The 16,896-nt window shown below is 68.5% G+C and carries 16 protein-coding genes; 14 read left to right on the forward strand and 2 right to left on the reverse strand.

The window, feature by feature from the left end:
- The first annotated feature begins 19 nt into the window (after positions 1–19).
- The 6 genes from ACREEF_RS06395 (at position 20) to ACREEF_RS06420 (ending at position 6,668) form a co-directional block, all read left to right on the forward strand.
- Complete coding sequence (locus ACREEF_RS06395; protein ID WP_431564762.1) at positions 20–1,768, forward strand: dihydroxy-acid dehydratase; 1,749 nt, start codon at positions 20–22, stop codon at positions 1,766–1,768.
- Between the two features lie 67 nt (positions 1,769–1,835).
- Positions 1,836–2,867 carry a ketol-acid reductoisomerase gene (gene ilvC / locus ACREEF_RS06400; RefSeq protein WP_431564763.1) on the forward strand — a complete coding sequence of 344 codons (1,032 nt, stop codon included), beginning with the start codon at positions 1,836–1,838 and terminating at the stop codon, positions 2,865–2,867.
- Positions 2,864–4,555, forward strand: a complete 1,692-nt coding sequence (gene ilvG / locus ACREEF_RS06405) for an acetolactate synthase 2 catalytic subunit (RefSeq protein ID WP_431564764.1) — start codon at positions 2,864–2,866, stop codon at positions 4,553–4,555. The genes ilvC and ilvG overlap by 4 nt, the downstream gene beginning before the upstream one ends.
- A complete protein-coding gene (locus ACREEF_RS06410; RefSeq protein WP_431564765.1) occupies positions 4,536–4,772 on the forward strand; it encodes an ACT domain-containing protein in 237 nt (78 codons plus the stop codon). Before ilvG ends, ACREEF_RS06410 begins: the two co-directional genes overlap by 20 nt.
- On the forward strand, positions 4,766–5,695 hold the full coding sequence (gene ilvE / locus ACREEF_RS06415; RefSeq protein ID WP_431564766.1) for a branched-chain-amino-acid transaminase: 930 nt from the start codon (positions 4,766–4,768) through the stop codon (positions 5,693–5,695). Before ACREEF_RS06410 ends, ilvE begins: the two co-directional genes overlap by 7 nt.
- Positions 5,688–6,668 carry a threonine dehydratase gene (locus tag ACREEF_RS06420; protein ID WP_431564767.1) on the forward strand — a complete coding sequence of 327 codons (981 nt, stop codon included), beginning with the start codon at positions 5,688–5,690 and terminating at the stop codon, positions 6,666–6,668. Before ilvE ends, ACREEF_RS06420 begins: the two co-directional genes overlap by 8 nt.
- Positions 6,669–6,957: 289 nt before the next feature.
- Here the strand turns inward: ACREEF_RS06420 and ACREEF_RS06425 are convergent, their stop codons facing one another.
- Positions 6,958–7,545 (reverse strand): protoglobin domain-containing protein, encoded by a 588-nt coding sequence (locus tag ACREEF_RS06425; RefSeq protein ID WP_431564768.1) that lies wholly within the window; start codon positions 7,543–7,545, stop codon positions 6,958–6,960.
- A 383-nt stretch (positions 7,546–7,928) separates the two neighbouring features.
- Here ACREEF_RS06425 and ACREEF_RS06430 point away from each other — a divergent pair, with 383 nt between their 5' ends.
- Genes ACREEF_RS06430 through trbB form a run of 3 tightly spaced genes read left to right on the forward strand, consistent with a single transcriptional unit; the run spans position 7,929 to position 10,284 of the window.
- Positions 7,929–8,888, forward strand: coding sequence for a type IV secretory system conjugative DNA transfer family protein (locus tag ACREEF_RS06430; RefSeq protein ID WP_431564769.1), 960 nt, complete (start codon positions 7,929–7,931; stop codon positions 8,886–8,888).
- Positions 8,889–8,910: 22 nt separating this feature from the next.
- On the forward strand, positions 8,911–9,327 hold the full coding sequence (locus tag ACREEF_RS06435) for a hypothetical protein (RefSeq protein ID WP_431564770.1): 417 nt from the start codon (positions 8,911–8,913) through the stop codon (positions 9,325–9,327).
- The gene (gene trbB, locus ACREEF_RS06440; RefSeq protein ID WP_431564771.1) at positions 9,328–10,284 is read left to right on the forward strand and encodes a P-type conjugative transfer ATPase TrbB; all 957 of its coding nucleotides are present in this window, start codon (positions 9,328–9,330) and stop codon (positions 10,282–10,284) included.
- A gap of 235 nt (positions 10,285–10,519) precedes the next feature.
- On the opposite strand, the gene ACREEF_RS06445 is transcribed toward trbB, so the two are convergent.
- Positions 10,520–12,061, reverse strand: a complete 1,542-nt coding sequence (locus tag ACREEF_RS06445) for a Fic family protein (RefSeq protein WP_431564772.1) — start codon at positions 12,059–12,061, stop codon at positions 10,520–10,522.
- A gap of 703 nt (positions 12,062–12,764) precedes the next feature.
- Here ACREEF_RS06445 and ACREEF_RS06450 point away from each other — a divergent pair.
- From ACREEF_RS06450 to ACREEF_RS06470, 5 genes are all read left to right on the forward strand, one after another.
- On the forward strand, positions 12,765–13,085 hold the full coding sequence (locus ACREEF_RS06450; protein ID WP_431564773.1) for a TrbC/VirB2 family protein: 321 nt from the start codon (positions 12,765–12,767) through the stop codon (positions 13,083–13,085).
- Entirely contained in the window at positions 13,085–13,363 is a 279-nt protein-coding gene (locus ACREEF_RS06455) for a VirB3 family type IV secretion system protein (RefSeq protein WP_431564774.1), read from the forward strand. Before ACREEF_RS06450 ends, ACREEF_RS06455 begins: the two co-directional genes overlap by 1 nt.
- A gap of 7 nt (positions 13,364–13,370) precedes the next feature.
- Positions 13,371–15,794 (forward strand): conjugal transfer protein TrbE, encoded by a 2,424-nt coding sequence (gene trbE, locus ACREEF_RS06460; protein WP_431564775.1) that lies wholly within the window; start codon positions 13,371–13,373, stop codon positions 15,792–15,794.
- Positions 15,745–16,482, forward strand: coding sequence for a conjugal transfer protein TrbJ (locus ACREEF_RS06465; RefSeq protein ID WP_431564776.1), 738 nt, complete (start codon positions 15,745–15,747; stop codon positions 16,480–16,482). The genes trbE and ACREEF_RS06465 overlap by 50 nt, the downstream gene beginning before the upstream one ends.
- 11 nt (positions 16,483–16,493) lie before the next feature.
- A partial coding sequence (locus ACREEF_RS06470) for a type IV secretion system protein (RefSeq protein WP_431564777.1) occupies positions 16,494–16,896 on the forward strand: 403 nt, incomplete at its 3' end.

The following is a 16,896-nucleotide window of genomic DNA, read 5'->3' on the forward strand; positions in this document are numbered from 1 at the left end:
TCCAAGGGAAATCCAATCCGTGAGAAGCAACGCCATCAAAGCCGGTCCCGCCCGCGCCCCCGCTCGCGCCATGCTGCGCGCCACGGGGCTGGACGACGCCGCAATCGCCAAGCCGCTGGTCGCCGTAGTGCACACGTGGAGCGACGTGTCGCCCTGCAACCTGACCCTGCGCGACCTCGCCCAGCATGTGCGCGCCGGGGTGCAGGCCGGCGGCGGCACGCCGATCGAGTTCAACACCATCGCCGTCACCGACGGCATTGCCATGGGCAGTGACGGCATGCGAGCCTCGCTGGCCTCGCGCGAGACCATCGCCGACTCGATCGAACTCGCCGTCAGCGGTCACTGCCTCGACGCTATGGTGCTACTGGTGGGGTGCGACAAGACCATCCCCGCCGCGGCGATGGCGGCCGCGCGCCTCGATCTACCTACTGTGATCCTCTACGGCGGCACGATCCTGCCAGGCCAGTGCCGCACCAGGGACGGGGAGACGAAAGCGGTCACTGTTCAGGACGTGTTCGAGGCGGTCGGCGCGCATGCCGCCGGTCGCATCGACGACGCCGAACTGCACCATGTGGAGACGCGCGCCTGTCCCGGCGCCGGCGCCTGCGGCGGCCAGTTCACTGCCAACACAATGGCGATGGTGCTGACCTTCCTCGGCCTGTCGCCGCTGCAGCTAAACGACATACCGGCGGTGCACCCCGACAAGCCGGCGGCGGCGCACGCCTGCGGTGAACTGGTGATGCGGCTGCTGCGCGACGGTGGGCCGACGCCCCGTGCGATCCTCTCGCCCGCGGCGCTGCGCAACGCCGCGCGTGCGGTGTCCGCCACCGCCGGCTCGACCAATGCAGCGCTGCACTTGCTGGCCATCGCCCACGAAGCCGGCGTCGACTTCGGCCTTGAGGAGTTCGAGGCCGCCGCGAGCACGCCGGTCATCGCCGACCTCAAGCCTGGCGGCCGCTACACTGCGGCGGAGCTGTTCGCGTCCGGCGGTGTCGCCCTGGTGGCGCACGAACTGCGGATCGCCGGGTTGATCGAGGACGTAGCGACGGTCACCGGCAATTCGTTCTTCGCCGAGCTCGATGCGGCCCGCGCGTCTTTCGCGGCAGTTGGCTCCACAGGACCGACGTCGGCCCAGGACCTGGTCCGTCCGGTCGCCGATCCGATCAAGCCGACTGGCGGGTACTCGATCCTGTACGGCGATCTCGCCCCCGAAGGCTGCATCGTCAAGCTCGCCGGGCACGGGCGCACGCTCTTCGAAGGCCCGGCGCGCGTGTTCGATTCCGAAGAAGCCGCCTTCGCCGCCGTGCAGACTCGCCAGGTCGCCGCCGGCGACGTGGTCGTGATCCGCTTCGAAGGCCCGGCCGGCGGCCCCGGCATGCGCGAGATGCTCGCCGTCACCGCCGCTCTGGTCGGCCAGGGCCTCGGCGACGAGGTCGCGCTGATCACCGACGGGCGTTTCAGCGGCGCCACGCATGGCTTCATGGTCGGCCACGTGTCGCCGGAAGCCGTGCATGGCGGCCCTATCGCGCGTCTGCGCGACGGCGACCGCGTGCGTATCGACGTCGCCGCACGCCGCATCGATGTCGCCGCCGATCTGGCTGCGCGTGAACCCGCCCGCGTGGCGCCGCGCGTCACCACGGGCGTTCTGGCCAAGTACGCGCGTACCGTGAGTTCGGCTTCGCGCGGCGCGGTCACGGCGCCTGGTCCGCTCGAAGGCGGGACCGTCGCGGCGGCTCCAGACACAGCAGGTGCGTTCGCTCCCCGCTGAAGCGGCGGGCCAGCCCGCTGATTCCGCAGTTCCCATCCTCTTGCCCAACCAACTTCAGGACACTCCCATGACCCTTACTTCACACCCCCGCGTCGCCATCGTCGGTTACGGCAGCCAAGGCCGCGCCCAGGCCCTCAACCTGCGCGACTCCGGCTTCGACGTCACCGTCGGCCTACGTCCCGGCGGCCCGACCGAACTCAAGGCCCGGGCCGATGGTTTCGCCGTCAACACACCGGCCGAAGCCGTCGCCGACGCCGAACTGGTCGCTGTGCTGACGCCCGACATGGTGCAGCCTCAGCTCTACCGCGAGGTGATCGAACCCAACCTGACTCAAGGCGCGTGCCTGTTGTTCGCTCACGGCTTCAACGTGCACTACGGCCAGATCAACCCGCGCGCCGACCTCGACGTGGTGCTGGTCGCGCCGAAGGGCCCAGGCGCGTTGGTGCGCTGCGAATACGAGATCGGCCGCGGCGTGCCGTCGGTGTACGCCGTGCATCAGGACAGGAGCGGCCATGCCGAGCAGCTCGCGCTGACCTATTGCGCCGGCATCGGCGGCGCGCGCCAGAACGCGATCCGCACCACTTTCAGGGAAGAGACCGAAACCGATCTGTTCGGCGAGCAGGCGGTGCTTTGCGGCGGGGCGACCAAGCTGGTTCAGGTCGGCTGGGAGACGCTGGTCGAGGCCGGCTACCAGCCGGAGGTCGCCTACTACGAGTGCCTGCATGAACTGAAGCTGATCGTCGACCTGTTCTACGAGGGCGGCATCACACGCATGCACGAGTTCATCAGCGAGACCGCTCAGTACGGCTCGCTCACCCGTGGCGCCTACGTGGTTGACGACCACGCGCGTGCGCAGATGAGGAGGGTGCTGGCCGAAATCCAGGACGGCACGTTCGCACGTCAGTGGATCGCCGAGTACGAGGCCGGCAACGCCAATTATCGAGCGCTCAAACAGGCCGACCTCGAACACCCGATCGAGGCCACTGGCAGGAAGCTGCGCGCGGCGATGCCGTGGCTGGCGGCCGCGCCGCAGACCGACGCCCAGGGCGAATCTTCTTCGGCCGCTACCGCCGAGCAACTCGAACAGGCCCCGACATGAACGGAGTACACTGGCTCGTGCGCGCCCTGGCCGCCGAGGGTGTCGACATGCTCTTCGGCTATCCCGGCGGCGCGATCATGCCCTTCTACGACGCGCTGTACGGCTCCGGTCTGAGGCACGTGCTGGTCCGCCATGAGCAGGGCGCGGCGTTCGCCGCCAACGGCTACGCCCGCGCTTGCGGCAAGGTGGGCGTGTGCGTGGCGACCTCCGGTCCGGGCGCGACCAACCTGGTCACGGGCATCGCCGACGCCATGCTGGATTCGGTGCCGATGGTGGTCATCACCGGACAGGTGCCCACGCCGCTGATGGGCACTGATGCGTTCCAGGAGGTCGATGTCTTCGGCATGACCCTGCCTGTGGTGAAGCACAGCTTCCTGGTCCGCAGCATCGACCAGCTGCCTGAGGCGGTGGGGGAGGCGTTCCGCCTCGCGCGCTCTGGCCGGCCGGGACCGGTGCTGATCGACCTGCCGAAGGATGTGCAAGCCGCCGACGCCGCTCACCTGCCGCCGCACGCGCCTGCGCCGGTCGATGCGCCCGTCGTCGCGGGTTCGCGGGAACTCGCCGCCGCCCTGGAGCTGCTGTCGCAGTCGCGCAAGCCGGTCGTCTACGGCGGCGGCGGCGTCGCGCTCGGCGATGCGGTGGCGGAGTTCCGCAACTTCGTCGAAGCGATCCAGGCGCCGACGGTCTTGACCCTGCGTGGCCTCGGCGCGCTTCCGGCCGAGCATCCGCTCAATCTGGGCATGCTCGGCATGCACGGCGCCCGCGCCGCCAATCTGGCGGTGCAGGAAGCCGATCTGCTGGTGGCGGTCGGCGCGCGTTTCGACGACCGCGTCACAGGCAAGCTCGGCGAGTTCGCGCCCGACGCCAAGGTCGTTCATCTCGATCTGGACGCCGCCGAAATCGGCAAGCTGCGCACGGCCGATGTCGGCCTGCGCGGCGACCTCCGGCCGAGTCTCGACGCGCTGGCCGCCGCGAGGCCTGAATGCCTGGCGTGGCGGGCGACCTGCCTGGACCGCAAGCAGCGTCTGGCTGCGTGCTACGACGCGCCGGGCGACGACGTATACGCCCCGGCGCTGCTTCGGCGCCTGTCGGAACTGGCGCCAGAGGCCGTCGTCGCCTGCGACGTCGGCCAGCACCAGATGTGGGTGGCGCAGCACTGGCGCTTCAACGACCCGCGCAAGCACCTCACCAGTGGCGCGCTCGGCGCGATGGGCTTCGGCCTGCCGGCCGCGCTGGGCGCCCAACTGGCCTTCCCGAGCGCGCAGGTGATCTGCGTCAGCGGCGACGGCTCGTTCCTGATGAACGTGCAGGAGCTGGCCACGCTGGGCCGCTACCAACTGCCGGTGAAGATCGTGCTGCTCGACAACCAGCGGCTCGGCATGGTGCGGCAGTGGCAGGAACTCTTCTTCGACGAGCGCTACTCGGAGACGGACCTGTCTGACAACCCCGACTTCGTCGCCCTCGCCGCGGCGTTTGGCGTGAAGAGTTTCTACCTCGACCGGGCGGGCGCGGCCGAGGACGCGCTGCAGGAACTGCTGGCCACTCCCGGTCCGGCGCTTTTGCACGTCGCGATCGATACCGCGGCGAACGTTTGGCCGCTGGTCCCACCCAACCGCAACAACGCGCAAATGTTGCTCGACCCCAACCACCACGACAACGAGGACACCCATGACACGCTACCGACTTGACCTCACCCTGCGCCGCGCCGAAGGCGCCCTGACCCGCGTGCTCGGCGCCGCCGAACGCCGGGGGTTTCGCCCGCTCAGCATCGACGGAGATACGCACGCCTATGGCGACCGCTGGCGTCTGCGCATGGCGGTGGAAGGCGATCGCCCCGCCGCGGTCCTGCAAACGCAACTGACGAAACTGTACGACTGCCTGGCCGTGGAGGTGTCGCCATGCTGACCAAAGACGCCGCTGGCGCTCTCCCTTCCGAGGAAACGACCCCGACGACGACGGCGGTCCCCGGTAAGCCGCAGTTGTGGTTCGACGGCGCGTTCGTCGACGCCGATTCACCGCGCGTCGCGCTGACCACGCACGCGATGCATTATGGAAGCGGCGTATTCGAAGGCATCCGCAGCTACGCGACGGCTGACGGCGCCGCGGTGTTCCGTCTGCCGGAGCACCTGGAACGCATGCGCCAGGGCGCCGAACTGCTCGGCATCGAGTTCGACGTCGCGCGCGCCACGGAGGCGACCTTGGCGGTCCTGCGTCGCAACGGCCTCCGCGACGCCTATATCCGGCCGCTTGCCTGGTGCGGCGTCGGCTCCATCGGCCTGGACGTCGGTTCGCAGACCCAGCACCTGATGGTGGCGACCTTCCCCACCAACGTGCACCTCGGACAGGACGCGGTGCGCCTGGGCGTGTCGAGCTGGCGCCGCAACCCGGCCAGTTCGCTGCCGCCGCTCAAGCTGTGCGGCGCGTACGTCAACTCGATCCTGGCCAAGCGCGAGTCGCGGCGGAACGGCTTCGACGAGGCCCTGTTCACCGACGCCGACGGCGATGTGGTCGAGTGCACCGGCGCCAATGTGTTCATGGTCCGCGACGGCCGGATCACCGCCGTCGCCCACCGCGACGCACTGCCCGGAATCACCCGCGCCACGGTAATCGAACTGACCGGCGCCGGGTCACGCACGGTGACGTTGGACGAACTACTCGACGCCGACGAGGTGTTCATCGTCGGCACCGCTGCGGAGGTCACGCCGATCGCCGCGATCAATCAGCGCATCTACGGCGCCGCCAGCACGGGACGCGAAATCGCAGATTTGTACCAGCGCGTGGTTCGCGGCGAGGAGGGGCGTCACGGCGCATGGCTGACCCATGTTTGACACTGAAACCGATGTCGCATGCGCCGAGGTCGGCGCCGCCGATGTGTTGGCGGCGCAGGCGCGCTTGCGTCCGTATCTGGCGGCGACGCCGCTGCACTACGCCGAGCGCTTCGGCTGTTGGCTGAAGCTTGAGAACCTGCAGCGCACCGGCTCGTACAAGGTGCGTGGCGCGATGAACGCCCTGCTCGCCGCGCGTGAACGGGGCGATACCCGGCCGGTGATCGCCGCCTCCGCCGGCAATCACGCGCAGGGGTTGGCGTGGGCCGGTCACCGCTTGTGCTTGCCGGTCATCACGGTGATGCCGCGAACGGCGCCGCAGACCAAGGTCGCCGGCGTCGCCCACTGGGGCGCCGCGGTGCGCCTGCACGGCGACAGCTACGACGAGGCCAAGGCCTTCGCCGTCGAACTTGCGGCCCAGCACGACTACCGCCTGCTGTCGGCCTTCGACGATCCCGACGTGATCGCCGGCCAGGGCACCGTCGGACTGGAGCTCGGCGAACTGGCGCCGGACGTGGTGCTGGTGCCCATCGGCGGCGGCGGCCTCGCCTCCGGCGTCGCGCTCGCGCTCAAGACGCAGGGCGTGCGCATCGTCGGCGCGCAAGTCGAGGGCGTCGATGCGATGGCGCGGGCGTTGCGCGGCGACCACAGCCTGCGCGACGCCGAAGCCACCCTGGCGGACGGGGTCAAGGTCAAGGAGCCGGGTCGCCTGACCCGGCGCATTCTGGGCGGCTTGCTCGACGACGTCGTCATCGTGCGCGAGGCCGAACTGCGCGAGACACTGGTGCGTCTGGCGCTGGAAGAACACGTGATCGCTGAAGGCGCGGGCGCGCTGGCGTTAGCCGCTGGCCGACGCGTGGCCGGCAAACGCAAGTGCGCGGTGATCTCCGGCGGCAATATTGACGCGGTCGTGCTGGCGCAACTGCTGGCCGACGTGCGGCCACGCGCGCCGCGCCGCCCGCGCCGCCGGTTCTGAGCTCAGTCGCCTCGGCGAGAACCGCTTCCAGCGTCGCGATCGTCCGGCGTCGTTCTGTGCTTGCTGCGGCTCGCAACCGAGATCATGCAGAAACGAAGTCGTGGGCGATGAGATGTGACGCCTATGGGCCTGCGCTCGTGACCGAGCGCGGCCCACGTGCCCTCGCTTCGCGCAGCGGGTAGTTTGCCCGACCTCCGCCAGGGCTCGAAGGAAGGCTCCGCAGTTCAGATCGTCGTCCAAGGCCCCGCTGAAGCGTCGCCATGCAGAGGTTAGACGCGGGCGTTGGAGGCTAGAAATCGCCTTCCTTCGCATAGGGGCGCGACCAGAGGATGGCTTGCAGCAGCACGGCCTTGGTCCAGGCGGCATGCATCCTGTCAACGTCTGCGGCGTCAGCGCCCTGCTTCGCCAGAAACGGACGCATGGTCGCCGAGATCGGCATGACAAGGGCGAGCAAGTATCGCATCGGGATATGGGCGGCGGCGTTCACGCCATCGGTCCTGTTCTTGCCGCTGCGATGATGGCGTCGTCCGATCTCGTCCTGCCAGGCGAGCCAGGCTGCGTCGTACTCGGCGCGGCATGTGTCCAGTATCCACTGACCGAACCGTTTGCGCACCGCGGCGAGATAGTCGCCGATGGGCTCGCCGCTCTGCGCATCGGAGAAGTAGGCCAGCAAATGCGGGGTTGAACCGACGAAGCCGTACCAGACGTCGAGAATGGCCTCGACCTGGTCGGACACGATGTCATGGGCCTGCCGCAGGGCCGCCACGTCATCCCCGCCGAAGAGCAGGACAGCTTTCAGGTCTTCGAACTCGCGCTCGGTCAAGGGCGAAGCGGGAAGACTCGGATCGTTCAGGCGATAGCCCGGAATGGCGGACATCGGTCGCTCCTTTGTGCTCAGGCTCTCAACCTGCGCCGCTGGCTTGAGTTCCACGACGCCGATCGCGCCGTCCAGGCCGGTCCATCTCGCGTCGCCGAAGCGCTCGGCGCGCTGGGCGCGTCAGACGCCCTGATCCGGCCAGGCGGCCAGAAGGGTCGTGATCGCCAGGACGGCTGCCGCGTAACGCGCATCGGCGCCTCGCCCGGCTTCCTTGAGCATTCCGTCCAGACCGTAATTGGCCGGCCATGGCAGTCGGGGCTCGCAGAGACGGCGATCAGGCTGCCTCCCCTAAGCCGGGCGTCCCGGCGAAGGGAGAAAGGAAGGGCGGGCAGGGGCGCTCCGATCCGGAGCGAGCAGCCCAGGAGCCCCAAGTGTCGACAACCGTGTCCGCCCTCCGCCCGTCCTTGGCCCCGAACCGGACGACCGACGCCGATATCGACCTGCTGGTCGCGGTGTTGGGGCGAAGCCTGTCCTCGCCCGCCGGCCGGGCGATGGTCGCCCGCCTGGTCGACGCCTTCGGTGGGCTGGCCGGGGTCGCCGCCGCCGATGAGGCGGCCTTGCGCCGAGAAGGGCTCTCAGAAACCGGGATCGCGGTATTGAGCCGCGTCCAGAAGCTGGGGGTCGCCATGGCGCGCGCCGAGGCTTGCCGACGGCCGGTCCTGTCATCCTGGACGGCCCTGACGTCTTATCTGCGCGTCGCCCTGGCGCATGCGCCGAGGGAGCAGTTTCGCGCCCTCTATCTGGACCGGCGCAACATCCTCATTCGCGAGGAGTTGCGAGCCGACGGGCCCCACAACACCATCCTCGACAACTGTCATGTCTACACGGCCTTTTCTGCGCTGGACCCCCTGACCCAGGACAAGGTGTCCAAGCTGACCGGTTCCGTCATGGAGACCCGGACGAGCCGCAGCGCGCCGTCGGGATTGGGCGCGGGGCGCGGTTCGGTCTCCCGCGCGGAGGTGGAGCGGCCCCTGCTGGAGCCGGGCGAAATCCGCGCCCTTCCGGACGACCGGCAGCTCGTCTTCGTGTCAGGACGGCGGCCGCTCCGGACCGAGAAGCTTCTTTATGACCGGCGCGAGCCCTTCCGCAGTCGTGCGGGCGAAGCGCCGCCGGACCAGGCGGCGCGTGTCGATGCTCCAGAACGCCCGCCCCACCCCTGGTTCGGGCGTCGCAGTCTGGGCCGAGACGCCATGGCCAGCCTGCCTCTGTTCAAGGAGGTCGCCGGCGCCATGGATGACAGGAAGGCCGCGGCGCGCGCGGCCGACATCTATGGGCGGGTGGCCCAGGAGATGGCGGCGCAGCAGGCGGTGCTGGATCAACTGCAAGGAGGGAGCGATGGCTAGAAGGGAAACGCTGGCGACGCGCGTGCAGGTCTACATCAACGACCCCAAGGTGGTGTCGAGCCTCAATCGGGAGGCCAGGGCGGGGCGGATCGCCCTGAGCCAGGCCGCAGGTCAGGCCATTGTTCGGGGACTTATCAAGAGCCCGAAGGCCGATCCCGAGGACCGTTTGCTGAACCTGGAGCGGTCGTTGCGCGATCACATGCGATCCACTGGCCGGGACATGCAGATCGTCCAGGAACTCCTGATCGAGGTGGCCAAGGCCTTCTTCCTGCGCCTGCCGGACATCGTGGCGGACGAGGACCCAACGGTGCAGGCCGCCGTGGACAGGCGCATCGAACGCCTGCTGGACGCGACGGCCGCACGGATCGTCTCAGGCAGACGGGACGACAGGCATGCCGCCGTGGCCGGCGAGCCGCCATCGTTCGCTGCGGCCAACTAAGTGTCGCCCCATCCGATCATCGCCGAACGCAAGCTGGAGGCGTTGCGCCACGCCCTGGGCGCGACGGTCCTTGCAGGCCTAGGGGAGCCCGCGGTGGTTGAGATCCTGGCCAATCCTGACGGACGACTGGTTCTGGACAGGATCGGCGAGGGGCGCTGGGACACTGGCGAGATCTTGTCGTCGGAAGCGCGGGAGCGAGCGATCAGGCTGATCGCCGACTATGTCGGCGAGGCGGTGACACGGGAAAACCCGAGGCTGTCCGGCGTCCTGCCCGGGACGGGAGAGCGGTTCCAGGCGGTGATGCCGCCCGTCGCATCCGGGCCCGCCTTTTCCATACGCAAGCGCCCCGTCGTGGTTTGGGGGTTGAACGACTATGTGCGCGACGGCGTGATGACGGCGGGCCAGGCAGGTTCCTTGCGTTCAGCCGTATGTGAACGGCGCAACATATTGATTTCTGGAGGGACCGGATCGGGGAAGACGACCCTGGCCAACGCCGTCCTGGCCGAACCGGCCTTCGCGCAAGACCGGGTCTTTCTCATCGAGGATACGCCCGAACTGCAGTGTTCGGCCTGGGACGTCGTATCGGTCGTGACCCGCCGACAGCCGGTCGCCATCGGCGTGGCCGACCTTGTCCGCGACGCCCTGCGCATGAGGCCGGACCGGATCGTCATCGGCGAAATGCGCGACGGCGCCGCCGCGCTTGAAACCCTGAAGAGCTGGAACACGGGACATCCGGGCGGTCTGTCCACGGTTCACGCCAACTCGGCGATCGAAGCGCTGAGCCGCGTCGAAGATCTGATAGGCGAGGTGGCGAGCCAGGTTCCCCAGCGCATGATCGGCGAGGCGATTGACTGCATCGTCCACATTCGCCGGACGCCGTCAGGCCGTCGGGTGGAGGCCGTGATCGCGGTGAACGGGTTTGTGGACGGCGGATATCAGATCCGGTCCCTGGGCTGAGATCGAAGGTGGAGGCGCCTCAGTCGCGGATTGATCGATTTCATCCGATCGGGAAGGAACTTCGAGAAGGCCGTCGGGTTGATAATCTGATCATCGGGTGAAAACCGGACGATTGAGGCTAGGACCATCGGCCAGAAATGGGCGAAGCCGAGCCCCCAATGAAAGCCCGACGCGCACCTCGAAAGAGGCAACGCCGGGCTTTCGCTGTTTCTGGGGGGCCGCACCGCAATTTCGGTTACGGCCCGAAGGCTTCGGCGTAGATCGCGGCCGCCCGTTCAGCCTCGTCATCGGTGAAGGCCGCAAACTCACGGGCCCGGGCCCGGGCCGACAATCGCCCCTCATTCTGTTGCAGGAACCGAAAGAGGAGGTCGACCGTCGACTCGGGCATGTCGATCAGGGCCTGGAGCTGATCCCGGAACTGGTCGTAGCGGCGCAGATAGTCCGCTTCCTGGGGCAGGTCCCGTTCGATGGTCTGCTCAACGCAATCGTAGAGAAACTCGGCGTGCGGCGTGGCGTCGAAGTATCGGTAGAAGTCTGCGGTGTCGTTCAGGACCTCGACGTTGAACCCTTCCGTCGGCCGCCAGCGCACGCACGGCAGCAGTCGCGTCGAATAGCTCTCGAGCGTTCTGCGATAGTCGTCGATGCGATCCTGGATGGCGGCCGAGATGGGAAAGGTGATTCCGGCCGGGTTGAAGCCGCGCTCCGCCAGCACATGGTGGATGAGGTAGCGGTGCAGGCGTCCGTTTCCGTCTTCAAACGGATGGATATAGACGAAACCGAACGCCAGGACCGCTGCGGACAGGACCGGGTCGAGGCTTGCCGCCGGGCCGCCGGCGAAGGCGATCATGCCATCGATCAGGCTGGGAAGGTCCTGATGGCGGGCGTCGACATGGTCGGGCAGGGGCATGCGGGTGTCGCGATCATGGTCGCCGACGAAGCCGTCCTCGTTGCGGAAGCCCAGCCGGACAAAACGTTCGTCGCCGATCACGATCCGCTGGAGGCGCAGCAGTTCGTCCCGGTCGATGGGGCGGCGCCCCGCTTCGCCGATGGCGCGGCCCCAGCGCTGGATACGATCCTGCGGCGGACGTTCGCCCTCGATGGCGTAGCTGGACCGGGAGTCCTTGAGGAGCAGAAAGGCGGCGGTCCGGGCCAGGACGTCCTTTGGGACCTGGGCCACGACCTCGCGAGCGCGTCGCGGGAGGTCCAGGCCGATCGCGCGTTCGAGCGCCGGGGTCCGGAAGACCAGCGGGCAGAAGGCGGGCGTCCCTGGGAGATTATTGCGCAGCCGGTAGCGAGGGATGGTGGGGCCGGCCGCTTCCCATTGCAGGGCGGGGTCCAGGACGGAGGCATAGCGTCCCGCTTCGGCGTCAGGCAGCTCGAGCCGTTCTCCGGTCAGCCATTCGTAGAGGAACCAGATCCGCCGGGCGTAACTGCTGGTCGGTTGGGCGCGCAGGATGGATTCGAAGGGTTCGCCCCCGACGGCCAGGAACAGGCGCTTGAGGACAGCGAGGTCCAGCCCCTCGTATTTGAGGGCGAAGGTCAGATGCCCCAGGAGCGTCGGCGCAGGCGCGTGGCGAGGCGTCATGATCCGCCAGCCGTCGGCGATATAGGTGCGGTGGCGCTCGCCTATGGCGCAGAGAATGCGGGGCGGAGGCGCGTCCAGATTCCATGTTTCAATCAGGGCGCTGTAACCGGCCGGGACGGCCTGTTCCGGAAGGCGGGATTCGCGAAACAGGGTCCTGGGGCCTGGATAGGCGTGTGGCAGCGTCTCCGTCATGAAAACGGTCTCCGCGACGTGAAATGTCGTTCTGTCCGGACATGCTACATGAAATATGTCGCGATAGTATGAAAAATGATTCCACCGTGGCTTGAGGTGTGAATATCGGACCTGCCCTTCCATCAAAGGGAATCGATCGCCGAGGCGCCGTGAAGGATGTCCGTCGCGACCGCGGAGCGGGTTGTAGCACGCCAGGGGCCGGTCAGGCCGTCCGGACAGTCCATCGGGATCGGTTGTCCTTCCGCCGGGTTGGCGTTTTCGCGGCCGAAATGGGGGCCGAAGTCGGAACGCGAAAGAGTCTGACCGTGAATATGAGGGCGCATCGGGCCGCCTGACGTGAGTTCGAGACCCCGCGGGCCGCCCATGGATTGAGGCTGAATTCTGGCGAACACGCGCCGTCATGGTCTGTCGCTGCGGCTTGCCGCCGTCGAGAGGCGCCAGGCGCAACCGGCTGCTTCGCGCGAGCGCCCGACAAGATATTGATTGAGCGTTGCTTTCTTCGGGGTTCCCCGGACCTGGAAGACCGCCCCCGGGGCGGCGGCTTGAAACTCGCGCCGACGCCGCCCCAAGTTGCGAGAAAGTCGATCAGAAGTTCACGATAAGTCGCTGAAATAAATGAATAATTTTTGTTGACGGCTGCGGAATTGATCTGCTTGCAATGAGTCGCGGCGCGCTGAAATGCGCTGATCAAGGGATGCGGATCATGAGTAGGACATCGGGGCGCCGCCTGTTCGGCGCAGTGACGACATGCTGCCTGATGGCGGCCGGGCCGGCCCTTGCCGGGGGTTCCGGCATGCCGTGGGAAGGGCCGATCCAGCAGGTGGTCCAGTCGATCACGGGGCCGGTCGTCCAGGCCGCGGCCGTGATCGCCGTGGTCCTGTTCGGGGCCGGCGTCGCCATGAGCGAAAGCGGGTCTTCGATGCGCCGGGCGCTGGGCATCCTGTTTGGCCTGACGATCGCTTTTGCGGCCTCGACCTTCTTTCTGGACTTCTTCGGCTTCGCCGGCGGGGCGGAGGTCGGTTGATGGCCCGTTCGCCTGACAAGCTGCAGCCTGAAGGCTGGGACCTGCCGATCGCCCAGGCTCTGGTCGAGCCTGTTCTGATGGCGGGCATGCCGCGCGACTACGCCGTGCTCATGGGCACGACGGCCATGGTCCTGGGTCTGGCCCTGCGCATCTGGTGGCTCGGCCTCCTGTGGTGGGCCGTCGCCCACGCCGTCGGTCTGTGGGCGGCGCGGGCGGACAGGCGCTTCTTCGACGTCCTGCGTCGCCATCTGGCCCTGCCAGGCCATCTGGACGCGTGAGGCCGTCATGCGCTTCCTCGATGAACATCGTCGCCGTCCCGCCAGCCTGGCGGATCATCTGCCCTGGGCCGCCCTGGTTTCGCCGGGCGTGGTTCTGAACAAGGACGGCTCATTCACCACCGCCTTCTCCTTCAGGGGGCCGGACCTGGAATCCTCGACGGAAGAGGAGCTGATGGCGTTCCGGGCGCGGCTGAACAACGCCCTGAAGCGTCTCGGGACGGGCTGGTGCCTGCATGTGGAAGCGCTGCGGCGTCCGGCGGCGGCCTATCCGGAAAGCGACTTCGAGGCGGAGGCGGCCTGGCTGGTCGACGCCGAGCGGCGCGATCGTTTCGAGGCCGCCGAAGCGGCCTATGAGACGGATTATAGGCTGGCCCTGACCTGGCTGCCGCCGGCCGACGAGACGCGGCGGCTGGAACGGTGGCTGTTCGACGGCCTGGCCAAGGCCGGACAGGACTGGCGCCAGACCCTGGCGACCTTTCGTCGAGAGGCCGATGCGACGTTCGACCTGTTGGCCGACGCCTTGCCGGAGATCGCGCCGTTGGAGGATGGAGCCCTCCTGACCTGGCTGCACGCCTGCGTCTCTCCCAGGCCTCATGAGGTGCGGCCGCCGGAGACGCCGGTCTTTCTCGACGCCTTTCTGGCCGACGTCGGCCTGACGGGCGGGACCGCGCCCCGGCTGGGCGACCAATGGCTGAGGACGGTGTCCGTGCGCGGCCTGCCGTCGGCGACCCGGCCCGGCCTGCTGGATGGTCTTGGGGTCTTGCCCTTCTCCTATCGTTGGACCGCCCGCTGGATCGGTCTCGACAAGGCCGAGGCCGAGCGCGAGATCGTCAAGCTGCGCAAGCGCTGGTTCTCCAAGCGAAAAGGGGTAGGGGTCCTGCTGAGGGAGGCGATCACCCGCGAAGAGCAGCCCCTGATCGACACCGACGCGGCTTCCAAGGCGGAGGAATGCGACGGCGCGCTGGAGATGCTCGGGGCCGAGGCCTGCGCCTTCGGCTATCTGACCCTGACGGTCACGGTTCTGGATTCGACCGAGGAGGGGGCCGGGGCCAAGGCCCGGGCGATTGAGGCGGCGCTCAACGCCCAGGGGCTGACGGCGCGGATCGAGGACCTCAACGCCGTGGAGGCCTGGCTCGGCTCCCTGCCGGGCGAGCCCTATGCCGACGTGCGCCGGCCCCTGGTCTCGACCCTCAATCTGGCCGACCTCCTGCCGGTCTCGGCGGTCTGGGCCGGACCGGCCGGAGACGCCTGTCTGGGCGGGCCGCCTCTGGCTGTGGCCCGGACGACGGGCTCCACGCCCTTTCGCCTGGTGCTCCACGTCGGCGACGTCGGCCACGCCATGGTGGTGGGGCCCACGGGGGCGGGCAAGAGCGCGCTCCTGGCCTTTCTGGCGTTGCAGTGGTTCCGCTATCCGGGGGCGCGGGTGGTCTTCTTCGACAAGGGGCGCTCGGCGCGGGCGGCGACGCTTGCGGCCGGCGGCCGCTGGCGGGCGATGGAGTCGGGCGCGGCTTTCTCGCTCCAGCCCCTGGCAGGCATCGACGCAGACGACGAGCGCGCCTGGGCCGCGGAGTGGATCGCCGAAACCGTGCGCCAGGCCGGACTGGAGCCGACGCCGGCTGTTCGCGAGGAGATCTGGGCGGCCCTGGCGGCGCTCGGCGAGGCGCCCGTGGAGCAGAGGACGCTGACCGTCTTCTGCGCCCTGGTCCAGAACAAGGCCGTGGCGGCGGGCCTGGAGGCCCTGACCCTCAAGGGACCGCACGGCGCGCTTCTCGACGGCGCCGGCGAGAGCCTGGAGCCGAGCCGGTTCGAGACCTTCGAACTGGAGACCCTGATGGCGACGCCCTCGGCGGTGGCGCCGGTGCTTTCAGCCCTGTTCCATCATCTCGAGCGGAGCTTCGACGGTCGACCGACCCTGCTGGTGCTGGACGAGGCCTGGCTCTTCCTCGGTGAAACGGCGTTCGCGGCCAAGATCCGCGAATGGCTGAAGACCCTGCGCAAGAAGCGGGTCGCCGTCGTCTTCGCGACCCAGAGCCTGGACGACGTGGCGGCCTCGCCGATTGCGGCTGCCCTGATCGAGTCCTGTCCGACCCAGATCTTCCTGCCCAATCCTCGCGCCCTGGAGCCATTGTCGGCGGATCTCTACCGCGGCTTCGGCCTGAACCGGCGACAACTGGAGCTGATCGCCTTCGCAGCGCCCAAGCGAGCCTACTATTGGCGCCAGCCTCAGGGGCGGCGCCTGTTCGACCTTCGTCTGTCGGGCGTGGCCCTGGCCCTGTGCGGGGCGGGTTCGCCCGAGGACCAGGCCCTCATCGACGCCGTGCTGACGCGATCCGGCGACGCCGGATTCGCCCGTGAATTCCTCAAAGCCAAGGGAGTGCGACATGTGGATTCCGTTTTCGACGCCTTCGCCGCGTCGTTCGCGGCCGAATAGGTCCGCGGCCGTCGTCGTGGTGGTCGCGGCTCTGACGATCGCCGGAGAGGCTCAAGCCCAGCAGGTCGTGTTCGATCCGCGCAATCATATGGAGAACGCGCTGCAGGCGGCGCGCCAGCTGGAGAGCCTCGCCAACGAGGCGCGAAGCCTGGCGGCCTCGCCCTACAGCCATCTGGCGCAGAACAGCCAGGCGCTTCAGGACATGGCCGAACTCGCCCGGGCGGCGCGGGGGCTGGCGACCTCGGTCGGCGAACTGGAGCGGCAGTTCGAGGACCTTTATCCCGAGGAGCTGTCAGGAACGGACCCCCTGCGTCTGCTTGAACAGGGACGAGGCCGGACCGCCAATGCGCGACGCACGGCCGAGGACCTGGCCCGGACCGCCGCGGAGCTGGAGCGACTGGGACAGGGGCGCGGCCAGCGCCTCTCCGGGGCGCTCGCGGCCAGTCAGTCCGCCGAAGGCCAGACGGCCGCGGTCCAGTCGTCCAACCAGATGCTGGCCGTCCTGGCCGAAGATCTTGCTGCTCTGCGCGTGCTCATGCTGGCTCAGGCCCGGCTCCTGTCCGAGGGCGCGGCGCGGGAGTCGGCCGAACGGGCTGCGGGCACCGAGGCGCGCCGCCGGATGTGGGCGCGGCCGACGGCGGTCCCCAACCCGCCGGCCTTCGATCCTCTGCCGAACGCGCGGAACTGAGGAGCAGGACGATGGCGATCTCGGTCGGCGTGGAGACCCCCAATGAACTGATGGCGGTCTTCTCCAATACCGTCTCGGCGGGTTTCAGCGCCCTGCAGGGCCCGGTCAATGGCGTCTTCGGGCTGATGATCGCCCTGGTCGTCGCACTGACCGGAATTCAGTGGGCCCTGTCATCCAACCGGGAAGTCCTGGCCTCCGGCTTCGGCAAGGTCCTGCTGATCGGGACCTTCGCCTGGCTGATCAACGACTGGCAGGCCCTTTCGGAGACCGTCTACGCCGGTTTCCTGGAACTGGGGCTGACGGCGGGCGGCGGCGAACTAAGCCGCGCCGACTTCCTCAATCCTGGCGCCGTCCTCGCGGAGGGCTGGCGGATCGTGAAGGCCCTGGGAGACACCCCGGCGCCGGTGGAGAACC

The organism is Brevundimonas sp., from assembly GCF_050729455.1.
Classification (GTDB): domain Bacteria; phylum Pseudomonadota; class Alphaproteobacteria; order Caulobacterales; family Caulobacteraceae; genus Brevundimonas.

Coding starts and splice junctions, on each gene's coding strand:
- ilvC (WP_431564763.1), top strand. CDS start 1,836: ATGACCCTTACTTCACACCCCCGCGTCGCCATCGTCGGTTACGGCAGC.
- ilvG (WP_431564764.1), top strand. CDS start 2,864: ATGAACGGAGTACACTGGCTCGTGCGCGCCCTGGCCGCCGAGGGTGTC.
- ACREEF_RS06410 (WP_431564765.1), top strand. CDS start 4,536: ATGACACGCTACCGACTTGACCTCACCCTGCGCCGCGCCGAAGGCGCC.
- ilvE (WP_431564766.1), top strand. CDS start 4,766: ATGCTGACCAAAGACGCCGCTGGCGCTCTCCCTTCCGAGGAAACGACC.
- ACREEF_RS06420 (WP_431564767.1), top strand. CDS start 5,688: ATGTTTGACACTGAAACCGATGTCGCATGCGCCGAGGTCGGCGCCGCC.
- ACREEF_RS06425 (WP_431564768.1), bottom strand. CDS start 7,545: ATGTCCGCCATTCCGGGCTATCGCCTGAACGATCCGAGTCTTCCCGCT.
- ACREEF_RS06445 (WP_431564772.1), bottom strand. CDS start 12,061: ATGACGGAGACGCTGCCACACGCCTATCCAGGCCCCAGGACCCTGTTT.
- ACREEF_RS06450 (WP_431564773.1), top strand. CDS start 12,765: ATGAGTAGGACATCGGGGCGCCGCCTGTTCGGCGCAGTGACGACATGC.
- ACREEF_RS06455 (WP_431564774.1), top strand. CDS start 13,085: ATGGCCCGTTCGCCTGACAAGCTGCAGCCTGAAGGCTGGGACCTGCCG.
- trbE (WP_431564775.1), top strand. CDS start 13,371: ATGCGCTTCCTCGATGAACATCGTCGCCGTCCCGCCAGCCTGGCGGAT.
- ACREEF_RS06465 (WP_431564776.1), top strand. CDS start 15,745: ATGTGGATTCCGTTTTCGACGCCTTCGCCGCGTCGTTCGCGGCCGAAT.